General features: G+C 67.4%; 13 protein-coding genes and 1 pseudogene. 4 read left to right on the top strand and 10 right to left on the bottom strand.

Features of this window, described 5'->3' with window-relative positions; genetic code table 11:
• Positions 1 to 89, bottom strand: a pseudogene (locus tag ACYVH8_RS11030) (IS5-like element ISCARN85 family transposase); the annotation flags it as partial.
• Positions 90 to 175: 86 nt separating this feature from the next.
• On the opposite strand from ACYVH8_RS11030, the gene ACYVH8_RS11025 reads away from it, so the two are divergent.
• Both ACYVH8_RS11025 and ACYVH8_RS11020 read left to right on the top strand, forming a co-directional pair.
• A complete protein-coding gene (locus ACYVH8_RS11025; RefSeq protein WP_460488909.1) occupies positions 176 to 1,003 on the top strand; it encodes a carbohydrate ABC transporter permease in 828 nt (275 codons plus the stop codon).
• A 4-nt stretch (positions 1,004 to 1,007) separates the two neighbouring features.
• Positions 1,008 to 2,075 carry an ABC transporter ATP-binding protein gene (locus tag ACYVH8_RS11020; RefSeq protein WP_460488902.1) on the top strand — a complete coding sequence of 356 codons (1,068 nt, stop codon included), beginning with the start codon at positions 1,008 to 1,010 and terminating at the stop codon, positions 2,073 to 2,075.
• Here ACYVH8_RS11020 and ACYVH8_RS11015 read toward each other — a convergent pair.
• From ACYVH8_RS11015 to ACYVH8_RS10990, 6 genes are all read right to left on the bottom strand, one after another.
• The gene (locus tag ACYVH8_RS11015) at positions 2,058 to 3,437 is read right to left on the bottom strand and encodes a sensor histidine kinase (protein WP_460488901.1); all 1,380 of its coding nucleotides are present in this window, start codon (positions 3,435 to 3,437) and stop codon (positions 2,058 to 2,060) included. The two genes, ACYVH8_RS11020 and ACYVH8_RS11015, sit on opposite strands and share 18 nt — an antisense overlap.
• Complete coding sequence (locus tag ACYVH8_RS11010) at positions 3,434 to 4,129, bottom strand: response regulator transcription factor (RefSeq protein WP_460488900.1); 696 nt, start codon at positions 4,127 to 4,129, stop codon at positions 3,434 to 3,436. The genes ACYVH8_RS11015 and ACYVH8_RS11010 overlap by 4 nt, the downstream gene beginning before the upstream one ends.
• A gap of 37 nt (positions 4,130 to 4,166) precedes the next feature.
• The gene (locus ACYVH8_RS11005; RefSeq protein ID WP_460488899.1) at positions 4,167 to 5,171 is read right to left on the bottom strand and encodes a glucokinase; all 1,005 of its coding nucleotides are present in this window, start codon (positions 5,169 to 5,171) and stop codon (positions 4,167 to 4,169) included.
• 8 nt (positions 5,172 to 5,179) lie between these two features.
• Positions 5,180 to 5,935 carry a 6-phosphogluconolactonase gene (gene pgl, locus ACYVH8_RS11000; protein ID WP_460488898.1) on the bottom strand — a complete coding sequence of 252 codons (756 nt, stop codon included), beginning with the start codon at positions 5,933 to 5,935 and terminating at the stop codon, positions 5,180 to 5,182.
• Complete coding sequence (gene zwf / locus ACYVH8_RS10995; protein WP_460488897.1) at positions 5,935 to 7,398, bottom strand: glucose-6-phosphate dehydrogenase; 1,464 nt, start codon at positions 7,396 to 7,398, stop codon at positions 5,935 to 5,937. Before zwf ends, pgl begins: the two co-directional genes overlap by 1 nt.
• Positions 7,399 to 7,598: 200 nt before the next feature.
• Entirely contained in the window at positions 7,599 to 8,687 is a 1,089-nt protein-coding gene (locus ACYVH8_RS10990) for a carbonic anhydrase (protein ID WP_460488896.1), read from the bottom strand.
• 110 nt (positions 8,688 to 8,797) lie between these two features.
• Here ACYVH8_RS10990 and ruvB point away from each other — a divergent pair, with 110 nt between their 5' ends.
• Together ruvB and ACYVH8_RS10980 are read left to right on the top strand one after the other, a co-directional pair.
• Complete coding sequence (ruvB, locus tag ACYVH8_RS10985; protein ID WP_460488895.1) at positions 8,798 to 9,856, top strand: Holliday junction branch migration DNA helicase RuvB; 1,059 nt, start codon at positions 8,798 to 8,800, stop codon at positions 9,854 to 9,856.
• The gene (locus tag ACYVH8_RS10980; protein ID WP_460488894.1) at positions 9,853 to 10,692 is read left to right on the top strand and encodes a MipA/OmpV family protein; all 840 of its coding nucleotides are present in this window, start codon (positions 9,853 to 9,855) and stop codon (positions 10,690 to 10,692) included. The genes ruvB and ACYVH8_RS10980 overlap by 4 nt, the downstream gene beginning before the upstream one ends.
• Here ACYVH8_RS10980 and ACYVH8_RS10975 read toward each other — a convergent pair.
• From ACYVH8_RS10975 to ACYVH8_RS10965, 3 genes are all read right to left on the bottom strand, one after another.
• A complete protein-coding gene (locus ACYVH8_RS10975) occupies positions 10,679 to 12,388 on the bottom strand; it encodes a lysoplasmalogenase family protein (RefSeq protein ID WP_460488893.1) in 1,710 nt (569 codons plus the stop codon). The two genes, ACYVH8_RS10980 and ACYVH8_RS10975, sit on opposite strands and share 14 nt — an antisense overlap.
• Positions 12,389 to 12,891: 503 nt before the next feature.
• On the bottom strand, positions 12,892 to 14,052 hold the full coding sequence (locus tag ACYVH8_RS10970) for a DSD1 family PLP-dependent enzyme (protein WP_460488892.1): 1,161 nt from the start codon (positions 14,050 to 14,052) through the stop codon (positions 12,892 to 12,894).
• On the bottom strand, positions 14,036 to 14,680 hold the full coding sequence (locus tag ACYVH8_RS10965) for a histidine phosphatase family protein (protein ID WP_460488891.1): 645 nt from the start codon (positions 14,678 to 14,680) through the stop codon (positions 14,036 to 14,038). The genes ACYVH8_RS10970 and ACYVH8_RS10965 overlap by 17 nt, the downstream gene beginning before the upstream one ends.
• Positions 14,681 to 14,693: the final 13 nt, after the last annotated feature.

Raw genomic sequence — 14,693 nt, 5'->3', positions numbered from 1 at the left:
ACCACTTGCAGGTTGCTCAGGCTGACGTTGCCGCGCTGCACGGGGAAGCAGTGTTCGATGCGTTAGAATTGCTCGGGTGTGATCTCCATGCCTGCAGTTTCGCATTCGATGACTCTCGACACAATTAGTGTTAACACGCCCTAGACCGCAAGCTTGGCGTTGGCTCAGCCGTGGCCTGATCTACGGCAGCCTGGGCCTGGGGGCACTGCTTTTCCTCGCGCCGCTGTATGTGATGGTGATCACCTCGCTCAAGGACGCGGAGCAGATCCGCGAAGGCAATCTGCTGGCCCTGCCGACGGCCTTGAACTGGGAGTCGTGGACGCTGGCCTGGTCCACGGCCTGCACGGGCGCGCAGTGCTCGGGCCTGCAGCCCTATTTCTGGAACTCGGTGCTCATGGCTGTGCCGGCCGTGCTGCTGTCCACGGCCTGGGGGGCCATCAACGGGTATGTGCTGAGCCTGTGGAAGTTCCGGGGCAGCGACACCCTGTTCGCCCTGCTGCTCTTCGGCGTGTTCATGCCCTTCCAGGTGGTGCTGCTGCCCATGAGCCAGGTGCTGGGCTGGCTGGGCTTGTCCAGCTCGGTCGGTGGCCTGATCCTGGTGCACCTGCTCGCGGGCCTGCCGAGCACCACGCTGTTCTTCCGCAATTACTACGCGGCCATTCCGGGTGAGCTGCTGCGCGCGGCGCGCATCGACGGGGCGGGCTTCTGGACCATCTTCCTGCGCATCATCCTGCCCATGTCCACGCCCATCGTGATGGTGACGCTGATCTGGCAGTTCACCCAGATCTGGAACGACTTCCTGTTCGGCGTTGCCTTCACCGGGGCGGACTCCAAGCCCGTCACCGTGGGTTTGAACAATCTGGCCAACACCTCGAGCAGCGTGAAGGCCTACAACGTGGACATGGCAGCCGCGCTGATCGCCGGCCTGCCCACCATGCTGGTCTATGTGCTGGCAGGGCGTTATTTCGTGCGCGGGCTGACCGCCGGCGCCGTGAAGGGTTGAGGATATGGCTTCTGCACTGGACATCCGTGGCATCCGCAAATGTTTTGGCAAGGGCGACAAGCTGGTGGAGGTGCTCAAGCGCATCGACATCAGCGTCAGCCCGGGCGAGTTCCTGATCCTGGTGGGCCCCTCGGGTTGCGGCAAGTCCACCCTGCTCAACCTGATCGCGGGCCTGGACGACCCGACCGAGGGCGAGATCCGCATCGGCGGGCGCGACGTGGTGGGCGTGCCGCCGGCCCAGCGCGACATCGCCATGGTGTTCCAGAGCTATGCCCTGTACCCGACCATGAGCGTGGCCGAGAACATCGGCTTTGCCATGGAAATCCGCAAGGTGCCCAAGGCCCAGCGCGAGCAGCGCATCGCCGAGGTGGCCGCCATGCTGCAGATCGGCCATCTGCTGGACCGCCGGCCCTCGCAGCTCTCGGGCGGACAGCGTCAGCGTGTGGCCATGGGGCGGGCCCTGGCGCGCAAGCCCGAGCTCTTCCTCTTCGACGAGCCGCTGTCCAACCTCGACGCCAAGCTGCGCGTCGAGATGCGGGCCGAGATCAAGCGCCTGCACCAGATCAGCGGCATCACCAGCGTCTACGTGACGCACGACCAGATCGAGGCCATGACCCTGGGCAGTCGCATCGCGGTCATGAAGGACGGCCTGGTGCAGCAGCTGGGCACACCCGACGAGATCTACAACCGGCCGGCCAACACCTATGTGGCCACCTTCATCGGCTCGCCGACCATGAACCTGATCGCGGGCACGACCGCGCTGGATGGCAATGGTTTTGTGCTGCCCGGGGCCCTGCTGTCCCTGGCCTGCCCGGCGCCGGCATCACAGGCCCTGACCCTGGGCGTGCGGCCCGAGCACCTGCTGTTCAGCGACAGCGCGGCCTGGCGTGGCGAGGTCAATGTGGTGGAGCCCACGGGCGCCGACACCTATGTGATGGTGCAGACGGCCGCTGGCATGGTCACCGTGCGCACTTCGCCGCAGATTCCCGTGCGCCCCGGCGACCGCGTGGGGCTGGAGATCAGCCCGGGCCAGGCGCACTGGTTCGATACAGTTTCAGGGATGCGCCTCTAGACGCGGTAACAGAAGTCGCACCCGCAGGCCCTGCGCCGGCGCGGCTTCGATCTGCGCCTCGCCGCCGTGGCGCCGCGTTATCTCCTGCACGATGGACAGGCCCAGGCCGCAGCCGCCCGGCAACTCGCTGCCGCGCCAGAAGCGCTCGAACGCCTGTTCACGCAGGGCGGCGTCGAGGCCTGGACCGTTGTCCTCGACGCGCAGCTCGATTTGCGGCCCCTGGTCCAGCACGGAGATCGTGACGCTGTTCTCGCCCTCACCGCGGCCATAGCGCAGGGCGTTGTCGATCAGATTGCCCAGGGCTTCGCGCAGCAGCAGTTCGGAACCGGGCACCCAGGCCTGGTCCAGCCCTTCATAACCCAGGTCCACCTGCAGGCTGACGGCCCGGGGGCTGAACTCGCGCGCGACGGCCTGGGCCAGCTGCGCCAGGTCGAGGGCTTGCAGGGGCACATCGGCGCCGCTGCGCGCCAGCATCAGCAGCTGGTTGAGCAGGTGGGCGCTGCGCAGGGCGCCGGCGTGCACCTTGTGCAGGCGAGCCTTGATGAGCTCTGGCTCCTCCTCCTGGAGTGCCAGGTCTGTCTGGCTGATCAGGCCGGCCAGCGGCGTGCGCAGCTGGTGGGCCGCGTCGTTGATGAAGCGTTTCTCCTGCACCATATTGCGCGCCACCGAAGCCAGCAGCCGGTTGATGGCCGTGAGCAGGGCATGGACTTCACGCGGCGCCGTGGTCAATTCCAGCGGGGTGAGTTCGTGGGGCGAGCGATGCTGCAACTGCGCTTCGAGCCGGGTCAGGGGCTGCATGCCGCGCTTGATGCCGGCATAGACCAGACCGCTGAGCATGACGCCAAGCGCCAGCAGGGGCGCCAGCAGGTCGGCGATGAGCTCGCGCGCGATGCGGTCGCGTGCCACATAACTCTTGGCCAGCTGCACCCGCAGCAGCTGCGCGGCGTCGCTGTCGCCATAGGGCAGGTCCAGCGCCACGGCCCGCATGACGCGCCCGTTCTGCTCGGTGCGGTAGACGGCGGGCACGCCGGCGCGCAGCGGCAGGGGCGGCTCGGCGAAGGACTGGTTGCCGATCAGGAAGCGGCCGGGCGGCGAGGACACCATGTAGTTCACACGGTCCTCGGGTTCTTCCTCGATGATGGCCTGGGCCGCCTTGGGAAAGTCCACCAGCAGGCCCGAGCCGATGGGCTTGACCTGCCGCGCCAGCGAGCGCACCGATTGCAGCAGCGACTGGTCCAGGGCCTTCTCGGCGGAGATCAGCGCGATACGGTAGGCCAGCGCCCCGCCCACCAGCCACAGCACCAGCTGCGGCAGCAGCAGCCAGACCAGCAGCTGGCGGCGCAGCGAGGGGATGGACTTCATGCCATCTCGAGCATGTAACCCAGACCGCGGATGTTGCGGATGCTCACGCCGGTGCCCTGCAGCTTGCGGCGCAGGCGGTGCACATAGACCTCCAGCGCGTTGGAGGCGATGGGCTCGGAGCCGTCGGTCTGCCAGACCAGCAGCACGTTGTCGCGGCTGACGACCTGGTTGAGCTGCGCGTGCAGCACCTGCAGCAGCTCCCATTCGCGTTGGGTCAGCACGATGGACTGGCCCTGGACCCAGACGCGGGGTTGCTCCGTGTCGAACTCCAGGGCTTGCGTGGACGTCGCCGCCACGCTGCCGGCGCTCTGGGCTTCGAAGGCAGGCAGGCGCGCGCGCCGCAGCAGGGCCTGCAGCCGCGCGCAGAGCTCGGCGTTGCCGAAGGGCTTGGTCAGGTAGTCGTCGGCCCCGGCCATCAGGCCTTCGACCCGGTGGTCGATGCTGTCGCGCGCGGTCAGGATCATGACGGGCAGGCTCTCGAAGCGCTCGCGGATCCAGCGCAGGAGCGTCATGCCGTCGATCCTGGGCAGGCCCAGGTCCAGCAGCACGGCGTCGACGGCCTGGGTCTCGAGCTGCTGTTGGGCGCTGGCGCCGTCGGCGCAGGGCAGGGTGCGGTGGCCGGCGTGTTTCAGCAGGTCCGACACGCTGTCACGCAGCAGTTCGTCGTCTTCGACGATGAGGATGAGCGCCATGTGAAGAATTGTGCCTCAGTGATCTGACGCAGCGAGCTCACCACTGCGTGAGGTTCAGGGCCTGCGAAGCCCCCTGCAGCGCGGGCGAGACCGGGCTCTGGATGACCCAGGTCGGGACGGCGGCGAGGTAGTTCTTGAAGCGCCCCTTGTTTTCGAAACGCTGGCGGAAGGGTGAGCGGTCGAAGCGCTGACCCAGGCGCGGCACGATGCCGCCGCCGATGTAGATGCCGCCGCGTGCGCCCAGGGTCAGGGCCAGATCACCGGCCACGCAGCCGAGCAGACCGCAGAACATGTCCAGGGCCTGCGCGGCAGTGGATTGTGGATGGGCCTCGGCGCGCTCCATCACCTCGGCCGGGGTGGTGATCTCGCGGCCCTGGCCGTCCTTGAGTTCACACAGGGCGTGATAAAGGTCCACCAGGCCCGGGCCGGAGATGATGCGTTCGGCCGAGACATGGCCATAACGCAGTCTTAGATGTTCGATGACGGCGTACTCCTGGGCGTTGCTGGCACTCAGCGTGACATGCCCGCCCTCGCCCGCGATGGGCAGCCATTTGTCCTGATGCCCGAGCGGCAACAGGCCTGAGACCCCCAGGCCCGTGCCCGGCCCGATGAGTCCGATCGCCGCCTGCGCAGCTGCCTGGCCGGGGCCCACCTGGCGCAGGTGCTCAGGCGGCAGCTGGGGCAGGGCCAGGGCCAGGGCCGTGAAGTCGTTGAGCAGCAGCAGGCGTTGCAGGCCCAGGGCCTCGCGCGTGGCGCTGATGGAAAATTTCCAGTGGTGGTTGGTCATCGCCACCTGATCGCCCGTGACCGGGTTGGCGATGCCGAAGGCGGCGCAGGCCGGCGTGGGCAGGCCCTGGGCCTGCAGATAAGCCTGCCCGGCGGCGACCAGGGAGGCGTGCTCGGCGCAGGGCAGCACCTGCACATGGCTGATGGGTGCGGCCGCGCCTGCCTGCCAGCCGAAACGCGCATTGGTGCCGCCGATGTCACCGAGCCAGCGCGGGTAGGCGGCAGGGGAGACGGTGGGGGCCAGGGATTCAAACATGGTGGAGCTTATGCCGTGAGCCAGAGTGCCAGGGGTGTGTGCTGCTGGTGCAGCAGGTGCGAGACGGGCAGACGGTCCGTGGGCTCGCGCAGGGCCTGCTGCAGGGTGGCGAGTTTGTCATCGCCTGTGACGGGCAGTATCAGATGGCGCGAGCGCAGGATCTGGGCCAGGGTCTGCGTCAGGCGCGCATGGGGCGCGGCGGCGGGGGGCGGATCGAGTGCCATGCCCACACAGGCCTGGGGCGAGCGGGGATCCAGCGCGGCAGCCAGCCAGGGTGCCGCGGGGAAGAGCGAGGCGGTGTGCCCGTCGGCCCCCATGCCCAGCACCATGACATCGGCGGGGCCGAGGGCGCGCAGTTCTGTGTCGGCGTCCTGCACCAGGCTGGCCAGCGGTGGCAGCGGCGGGCTGGTCTGGGGCACCATGGCGTGCAGCCGGGCCCGGGCCGCGGGACCTTGCAGCAGATGGGTGCGCACCAGCAGGGTGTTGCTGGCTTCGTGTGTGGCGGGGACGTAGCGTTCGTCGGCCAGGGTGATGTGCAGCTTGGACCAGTCGAGGGGCTGTTGCCGCAGGGCTTCGAACAGCGCGATCGGTGACTTGCCGCCCGAGACGCTGAGCACGGCGACGCCACGCGCGTGGATGGCTTGCTGCAAACGCCCGGCAATGTCGCGGGCCAGTTCGGTGGCCAGCTGCGCGGCGGCGACCCGGTGGACTTGCAGATGGCGGTGTCGCGCCAGCAGGTTTTGCAGCGGCTCGACCGCGCCCATCAGGACTCCTCGAACCAGGTGAGGTTCTCGCGGGCCATCAGGGCCGACGAGGCGGCGGGCCCCCAGCTTCCGGCCGCATAGTGGCGCGGCTTTTCGTCCAGGGTCTGCCAGCCGGCCAGGATGGGATCGATCCAGCGCCAGGCGGCTTCGAGTTCGTCGCGGCGCATGAAGTGGGTCAGGCGCCCCTTGATCACGTCCATCAGCAGGCGCTCGTAGGCGTCCGCGCGGCGCTTGCTCGAGGTCTCCTGCAGGTCCAGGCTCAGGCGCACCGGGTGCAGGTTCATGCCCGAACCGGGTTCCTTGACCATCATGGCCAGCTGGATGGATTCCTCGGGCTGCAGGCTGATGATGAGGCGGTTCGGCTGCAGGCTGGGACTCTTGCCGAAGATGGAGAAGGGCTGCTCGGTGAACTCGATGATGATTTCCGACTGGCGCTTCTGCAGGCGTTTCCCGGTGCGCAGGAAAAAAGGCACATTGGCCCAGCGCGCGTTGTCGATGTGCGCGCGCAGCGCCACGAAGGTCTCGGTCAGGCTGTGGGCGGGCACGTCGGCTTCCTGCAGATAACCCGGCACGGCGGCGCCTTCGCTCACGCCGGCGCTGTACTGCCCGCGCACGGTGTCGCGCTTGATGTCGGCCAGGTCCATCGTGCGCAGGGAGCGCAGGACCTTGAGTTTCTCGTCGCGCACATCGTCGGGGTTGAGCGAGATGGGGGGCTCCATGGCCACGATGCACAGCAGCTGCAGCAGGTGGTTCTGCACCATATCGCGCAGCGCGCCGGCCCCGTCGTAAAAGCCCGCGCGCGAGCCCACACCCACAGCTTCGGCCACGGTGATCTGGACACCGCGGATGGAGGGCGCGCGCCACAGCGGCTCGAAGATGGCATTGCCGAAGCGCAGCACCATGAGGTTCTGCACCGTCTCCTTGCCCAGGTAGTGGTCGATGCGGTAGATCTGGTCTTCGCGGAAGTAGCGGGCGATCTCGGCATTGATGGCCCGGGCCGAGGCCAGGTCGGTCCCCAGGGGTTTTTCCACCACCACACGGGCGTGATCGTCCACCAGCCCGATGACGTGCAGCTGGGCGCAGATCTGCGCGAACAGGTTCGGGGCGGTGGCCAAATAGAACACGCGCAGGGCGTCCGGGCTCAAGGCCTGCTGCAGCTTGCCATAGGCCGCGGCCTGCGTGACGTCCAGGTCCACATAGTCCAGCCGTGCCATGAAGCGCTGCCAGTCCGCTTGTGACCAGGCTTCGGACTCGATGAACTCGACCGATTTCTCCTCGATGAACCGCAGGTAGGCGTCGCGGCCCCAGGCCTGGCGGCCGATACCGACAATGCGGGTGCTCGCGGGCAGCCGGTCGTGCAGATGCGCCATGTACAGCGCGGGCAGGAGCTTGCGGAACGCCAGGTCCCCCGTGCCGCCGAAGATGACGATGTCCAGTGCTTGGGGTGTCGCGTCTGCGTTCATGCGTGTTTCAGGATGATGCGGCGCGCAGCCGGGCACAGGTCGGGCGGGTGTGTTGCGCGGATCACGAGCGCTCGGCGTCCCCGTCCCTTCCAAACCTCGGCAGCAGGCCTGGGCGGGAATCTTTTAAGAATACTGTAATGTAACTTGGTTACTGTTCCGGCTCAACCCTTCCCGCGCAGACTGTGCGGGCCAGCGCCGGATCAGGGCCGCCCGCCGGGGGTGAGCAGCACCGCGTCACGCACCGGCCGGCCGTGGGTGGGCTGCACCGGGCGCGCGTTGTTGGCATAGAGCTGGCCGAAGAGGCGCAGCTGTTCGCGGCTGATGCTCACCGGCTGCTTGAGGATCAGCCAGAGCACGCCCTCGGTGCAGGGCGGTGTGGTCAGCGAGCCGATGTACTGGTAATAACGCTGGTCTTTCGGCAGGATTTCACCCACCTGGATCAGATCCGGCGGCATGCGTACGCTGTCGTTCACGTCCAGCGGCATGTGCGTCCAGACCTTCTGGATCAGGGCGTTGGGCTCGCCGGGCTCCAGCAGCACGGCCAGCACGGCCAATTGGCCCAGCTCGTTGCGGTGCACGAAGTGTCCCACCATGGGGTAACTCTGGCCGTTGATGCGCTCTTCCGAGGGGTGGTGGAAGTGGAATTGCACCAGCTGGTAGGTGTTGCCGCGCACGGTCAGGCTGTTCTCGCCGTAGACCTTGACTTCGATGGTGTGGCCGTTGTTCAGCACCGTGCCCTTGCTGGGCGCGTAGCTGAACTGGATGGCCTCGGCCGGGCCCTTGAGGGTGTCGTTGTCCTCGATGTGGATGGGTGACTGGCGCTGGCCGCTGGCGCAGGTAGCGTAGTCGGCTTTGAGCTTGCCCCAGTTCGCCGGGGCAGCCTCGCCCTCGTAGCCCCAGTGGATCTCCTTGTGCGGTGCCGCCGGCGTGGCCGCTGCTGACGGACGCTGCTGGCGGATCACCAGGCCGGGTTCGCGCGGGCGCGGGCCCGCCACAGCCGGGGCGGCAGGCGCCTGGTGGTCCACGGCATTGATGGGGCGCGGCGCGCCGGGGGCCAGGCCGGCGTTGCCGCTCTTGCCGTCGATGAGGAGGTTCAGGCGCTTTTTGGTCGGGTCGCCGCTTTTCATGGCGTCGCGCAGCTGGGACTCGATGTCGATACGGTTGCCTTCCATGCGCGCCGGGGCCGCCGGAGCGGGGTCGGCTGCGCGCACGGCGGCCATGCCGCCGGCCAGCAACAGGGCCAGCAAGGTGATGCGGACCGGGGGCAGGGAGCGGGCGATGGGTTTCATGGGCAGTCTCATGGGTTTCGTCTCTCCATCCTATCGGCAGTTCGGGCCCATCACTTGAGGTCGGCTATAGTCGGAACAGCCCTCTGATCCCCCCTCTTTCCCGACCGGCCGTGAGCATCCAGACCGACGATTTTGAAATGCCCTCCGGCCCGCGCGTGGTCTCGGCCGCGCCCGTTTCGCCCGGCGAAGAGGCCATCGAGCGCGCGCTACGGCCCAAGCTGCTGGACGAGTACGTGGGCCAGGCCAAGGTGCGCGAGCAGCTGGAGATCTTCATCGGCGCGGCGCGCAAGCGCGAGGAGGCGCTGGACCACGTGCTGCTGTTCGGCCCGCCCGGCCTGGGCAAGACCACGCTCTCCCACATCATCGCGCACGAACTCGGCGTCAACCTGCGCCAGACCAGCGGCCCCGTGTTGGAGAAGCCCAAGGACCTGGCCGCGCTGCTGACCAACCTCGAGAAGAACGACGTGCTCTTCATCGACGAGATCCACCGCCTCTCGCCCGTGGTCGAGGAAATCCTCTACCCCGCGCTGGAGGACTACCAGATCGACATCATGATCGGCGAGGGCCCGGCCGCGCGCAGCATCAAGCTGGACCTGCAGCCCTTCACCCTGGTGGGGGCCACCACGCGCGCCGGCATGCTGACCAACCCGCTGCGCGACCGCTTCGGCATCGTGGCGCGGCTGGAGTTCTACTCCGCCGAGGAATTGGGCCGCATCGTCACGCGCAGCGCCGGTCTGCTCAATGCTCCGATGGACGCCGAGGGCGGCTTCGAGATCGCCCGGCGTTCGCGCGGCACGCCGCGCATCGCCAACCGCCTGCTGCGCCGCGTGCGCGATTACGCGGATGTCAAGGGCACGGGCCGCATCACCCAGGACATCGCGGAGAAGGCCCTGGCCATGCTGGACGTGGACCCGCAGGGTTTCGACCTCATGGACAGGAAATTGCTGGAAGCCGTGATCCACCGCTTCGACGGCGGCCCCGTGGGCCTGGACAACATCGCCGCCAGCATCGGCGAGGAAGCCGGCACCATCGAGGACGTGATCGAGCCCTACCTGATCCAGCAGGGTTTTCTGCAGCGCACGCCGCGCGGGCGCATCGCCACGTTGGCGGCCTACCGGCACCTGGGTGTGGCGCCGCCCAAGACCGACGGCAGTCTGTTCACCGAATGAAAACAAGACACCGGATCCGGGGCGCTGTGCTCGCCCTGCTGCTGGGCTGCGGTCTCGCGCAGGCTGAACTCAAGCCCGAGTGGGAACTGGGTGCCGGCTTGGCCGGCGTCGACTTGCCGTTGTACCGCGGCGCGACCGAGCGGCGCACCTACCTGCTGCCCACGCCCTATGTGCAGTACCGTGGCGAGGTGCTGCAGGTGGACCGCGACCGCATGCGCGGCCTGCTCTACCGGGGTGAGCGTGTCGAGCTGGACATCAGTGTCAACGGCTCCACCCCCGTGAGCAGCAAGGACAGCGAGGCGCGGCGCGACATGCCCGACCTGGACCCGACGGTGGAGGTGGGGCCCGCGCTCAAGTGGCATATGTATTACGACGGGAAACGCCACACCAACCTGGATCTGGAACTGCCTGTGCGCTCGGTCTTCGCCGTGAACTTCGGCCGCTTCGAGCAGGTGGGCTGGTTGTTCCATCCCAAGCTCAGCCTGGACCTCAAGAACGTGGCGCAAAGCGGCTGGAGCCTGGGCCTGTCGGCGGGCTGGCTTTATGGCGACCGGGCCTACCACGCCTATTTCTACGACGTGGCGCCGCAATACGCCACCTCCACACGTCCGGCCTACAGCGCCTCGGGCGGCGCGGCAGGCAAGCAGTTCATCGTCTCGCTGGGCCGGCGCCTGGGGGACATGCGGCTGGGGGCCTTCGTGAAATGGGACGATCTGAGCGGCGCGGTGTTCGCCGACAGCTCGCTGGTGACCCGGCAGCAGGCTTTCTCGGCCGGTTTCATCGTGGCCTGGGTCCTCTCGAAATCGGAGAAGCTGGTCGAGGTCAGCGACGACTGAGCATGCCGCGCACGATCAGCACCTGGGCCACGTAGTAGGTGGACAGCACCCAGAGTTGCGAGAGCGGCAGCGGCGACACGAACTTGTTGAGCGCCAGCAGCGTGTCGCTGAGCATGAAAACCCCCGCGCCGATGGCCACCCACAGGGCGCCCTGCTTCTTCAGCACCGTCGCGCGGCCGATGGCCTGCGCCGCCATCAGCGCGATCACCAGCACATAAGCCGCCACCGGGCCGCGCAGGCCCGCCGGCAGGCCGCCGTTCCACAGCACGGCGTACATGAGCGCACCGAAGCCCAGGGGGATGAGCAGGGCCGGCCGGCTCGGGAACCAGGACTGCCCGCGTTTGAAGAGGGCGATATAGGCCAGATGGGCGCAGAGGAAACTCACCAGGCCGGGGATGAAATAGCCCGGGAACATCAGAAAGACATCACCCGCCAGCGAGCCGGCTAGGGCCGGCAGCAAGAGGCCGGCGCCGCGCAGGCCCGTAGATGAACGGCGCATCGCGTTTGCTACCAAAACAATAGCAATCAACATCGTCAAGGGTTTGAACAGGCGGTGCAGCTCCAGCAGGCCGTTGGCCGCGCAGGCCGTGGACAGGGCCGCCGCTTCGATGAACAGCACCTCGCCCATGGTGAGGCGCCCTTGCAGCACGGCGCCCGTGCACCAGAGCACGGTGCTCAAGGCGGCCAGCCAGACCACTGAGTGTGTCAGCGCCAGGCGGTCGGCATGCCAGAGGAAAAGCACCACACCGCCCAGCAGGGCCAGGAAGTGCAGGCCGCCGAACCACAGCACGGCGCGGGAGGCCGGCGGGTCGTAACGCTGCAGGCCTTCGATCTGGAAGACCGGTTTGGGAAAACGTTCGGCCACATCGGCCGGACGCCAGCCCGGCGGCTTGAACCAGACACGCAGCTTGTCGCTCCAGCGGCGCGCGTGCCAGCTGTCCTTGAGCAGGCCCCAGTAGACCTCGGCATTGGCCCAGAGCGGGTCCCAGCTGTCCAGCGGGCTGCGTGTGCCGTAGACGCAGCGCTCGTCTTCTTCCTTGAAGCTGCCGAAGAGCCGGTCCCAGACGATGAGGATGCCACCGTAGTTGCGGTCCACATACCGGTCGTTCACGGCGTGGTGCACGCGGTGGTTGGAAGGGCTGCAGAACCAGCGGTCGAACCAGCCCAGTTTGCCCACGTGTTCGGTGTGCACCCAGAACTGGTAGAGCAGGTCGATCAGCGCCACCACGCCGAAGACCAGGGGCGGCACGCCGGCCAGGGCCATGGGCAGGTAAAAGAGCCAGCCGAGGAAGGCGCCGCTGGAGGTTTGGCGCAGCGCGGTGGAGAGGTTGTAGTCCTGGCTCTGGTGGTGCACCACGTGCGCGGCCCAGAACAGGGCCACCTCGTGGCCGGCGCGGTGCAGCCAGTAATAGCAGAAGTCGTAGAACACCAGGGCGATGACCCAGCCATGCCAGCTCATCCAGAAGGGCTCGTTGTGCCAAAGCGCGACCCAGCTGTAGACCGCGGTGTAGATGCCCACACGCAGCAGGCGCGTGAGCACGGCGCTGATCTGGCTCAGCATGCCCAGGCCGATGCTGTTGACGGCGTCGTTGAGGCGGTAGGTGTTGCGGCCTTTCGCGACGCCCCAGGCGTATTCAACGGCGATCAGCAGCAGGAAAACGGGGGTGGCGAGGACGATGATCTGGCTGGGGCTCATGGTGCCGATGCTACGGTCAAGTTGCTCCCAGGTAATTGCGTGTCTACCCTGATATGCGGCCTATTGCCAAGACGGGTGCGGGTGGGTCAAATGCGGGTGCAGTGAATGGGATGGATCCAGCATTCGGTGTAGTCAAGTCAATGTTCTAAACATGTATACGACACTTGTAGTAGTTGCCGTCTTTGGCGTCGGGGTTCTGGTAGCAGTTGTTTCCGCACTGAACTGGCATACACGAAGAATCTGGCATCTATTGCCGCCAGCGTACGGAGCCGCTGCAGATTTACTTTTCCGATTTGTTGTCGGGGTCGAGATTTCCCTTTACTCAGCTGCGGTTTTTGCTGCCATGTCATATGGAATCGCATGGCTCATGTACTTGCAAGAGTTTAATGTCGCCAAAAGAAAACAGGGAATCAATAACAAGAAGAGGGAGGTTTAGGGGAGCATCATGGCGAGGAAATTGGGGCCAGGCCTTACATCTGACATTCATTGATCCTTCGTCGAGATCACTCCAGACAGCCGCGCGCGTCCACCCGGATGAGCTCGGTCACGCTGCCGGCCAACAGGCCGCCGCGTACACCGATGAGCCAGTCGTGCAGATTGACCGTGGGGTCGCAGTGGCCGGGGATGAGCCAGAGTGTGCTGCCCAGCGCGGGCAGCGGGGCGGAACCCGTGGCGCGCAGGGTGGTGTGTTCGTCGCTGCAGCCCGTGGCTTCCAGCGCCTCGCCGTGCACGCGCGGCAGGCCCGATTCGATGGCGTGGCTCTTGTGGCCGGCGTCCACCACCACATGGCTCTTGCTCACGCTCATGACCTGGGTCCTGACGAAGAGCGCGTGTTCGAAGGCGGGCTGGGCCGGGTCGGCCTCGTTGCGCGCGTAGTCGGCGTCCATGAAAAGGTAGGAGCCGGCCTGCAGCTCGCCGAAGACGCCGCTGCTGGCTTCCAGGCCGAAGGTGCCGCTGCCCGCGCCGGTGACCAGGGGGAGTTTGAGACCCGCGGCCCCGACGATGTGGCGCGTCTCGCGCACGCGGGCGATGACCTCGTCCAGCGCGGCGCGGCGTTCGGCTACCGTGCGCAGGTGCTGGGCACGGCCGTTGTAGGCCTGCAGGCCGGCCAGGCGCAGAGAGGCCTGGCGGCTTATGGCCTGCGCCAGCGGCAGCACGTCGGCCGGCTCGGCCACGCCGCAGCGTTTCTGGCCCACGTCGAGTTCGACAAAAACGTCGATCAGGTTCTCGCCGCCGCCCAGGGCCTGGGCCAGCGCTGCCACGCCTTGCAGATGGTCCACCGCGATGGCCAGGCGCCCGCCGCGTGATTTCAGCCTGCGCGCCAGTGCGGCCACACGCTGCAGCTTCGGCAGCGCGATGACTTCGTTGCTGATGTAGATGTCGTTCACGCCGCCGGCCGCCAGGGCCTCGGCTTCCGAGGTCTTTTGCACGCACAGGCCCACGGCGCCGGCCTGCATCTGGCGCAGGCCCAGGGCTGCGCTTTTGTGCATCTTGGCGTGGGGGCGGAGTCGGACACCATGCGCCTTGGCGTAATCCGCCATGCGCTGCAGATTGCGGTCCATGGCGTCGAGGTCCACCACCAGGGCGGGGCTGTCGATGAGGGCCGCGCTCTGGCCCAGCAAAGCGGCCAGATGGGGCGGGGCGGTGTCAGGTGCTGAGCTCATCGAGTGAATTGTTTTCCAGATGCGAGGTGTCGGCCCAGCCCACCAGGGACAGGCCCTCGGGGGTCCACAGCAGGCGGTTGACGGCGGTGTTGCCGAGTTGCCAGGTGCGCGGGGCCTGCAGGTCCTGGCCGGTGGCGAGGCGGTAGAGCTGGTCCAGCACGCCGCCGTGGGCCACCAGCACGATCTGCTGGCCCGGGTGGCGCGCGGCCAGTTCGTGCAGGGTGTGGGTGATGCGTTCACGCACCTGCAACAGCGATTCGCCGCCGGCCGGCGCCCAGTGCGGGGTGCGTTTGCGCCAGTGGGTGGATTCCTCGGGCCAGGTCTGTTCGATCTCGACGTAGGTCTTGCCTTCGAAGATGCCGAAGCCGCGCTCGCGCAGGCCGGTGTGCGTGGCCAGCGACGCGCCGGTGGCCGTGGCGATGGCGCTCGCCGTGTCGTGGGCGCGTTGCAGGTCGCTGCTGTAGATGGCGTGGATGTCGTCGCGTGCGGCCAGGGCCCGTGCCAGGCGCTGCGCCTGCCAGCGGCCGGTGTCGTTGAGCGGGATGTCCAGATGGCCCTGGATGCGCATGTCCACATTCCAGGCGGTTTCGCCATGGCGGATCGCGAGGATGCGGGTCGTCTGGTCCATGGGTGTCGGCAGG

Source organism: Curvibacter fontanus (assembly GCF_054780335.1).
This window is presented reverse-complemented; position numbering and strand designations above follow the sequence as displayed.

Coding starts and splice junctions, on each gene's coding strand:
- ACYVH8_RS10970 (WP_460488892.1), bottom strand. CDS start 14,052: ATGAGCTCAGCACCTGACACCGCCCCGCCCCATCTGGCCGCTTTGCTG.
- pgl (WP_460488898.1), bottom strand. CDS start 5,935: ATGGGCGCGGTCGAGCCGCTGCAAAACCTGCTGGCGCGACACCGCCAT.
- ACYVH8_RS11005 (WP_460488899.1), bottom strand. CDS start 5,171: ATGTTTGAATCCCTGGCCCCCACCGTCTCCCCTGCCGCCTACCCGCGC.
- ACYVH8_RS10965 (WP_460488891.1), bottom strand. CDS start 14,680: ATGGACCAGACGACCCGCATCCTCGCGATCCGCCATGGCGAAACCGCC.
- ACYVH8_RS10980 (WP_460488894.1), top strand. CDS start 9,853: ATGAAAACAAGACACCGGATCCGGGGCGCTGTGCTCGCCCTGCTGCTG.
- ACYVH8_RS10975 (WP_460488893.1), bottom strand. CDS start 12,388: ATGAGCCCCAGCCAGATCATCGTCCTCGCCACCCCCGTTTTCCTGCTG.
- ACYVH8_RS11010 (WP_460488900.1), bottom strand. CDS start 4,129: ATGGCGCTCATCCTCATCGTCGAAGACGACGAACTGCTGCGTGACAGC.
- ACYVH8_RS11020 (WP_460488902.1), top strand. CDS start 1,008: ATGGCTTCTGCACTGGACATCCGTGGCATCCGCAAATGTTTTGGCAAG.
- ACYVH8_RS11015 (WP_460488901.1), bottom strand. CDS start 3,437: ATGAAGTCCATCCCCTCGCTGCGCCGCCAGCTGCTGGTCTGGCTGCTG.
- ACYVH8_RS10990 (WP_460488896.1), bottom strand. CDS start 8,687: ATGAAACCCATCGCCCGCTCCCTGCCCCCGGTCCGCATCACCTTGCTG.
- zwf (WP_460488897.1), bottom strand. CDS start 7,398: ATGAACGCAGACGCGACACCCCAAGCACTGGACATCGTCATCTTCGGC.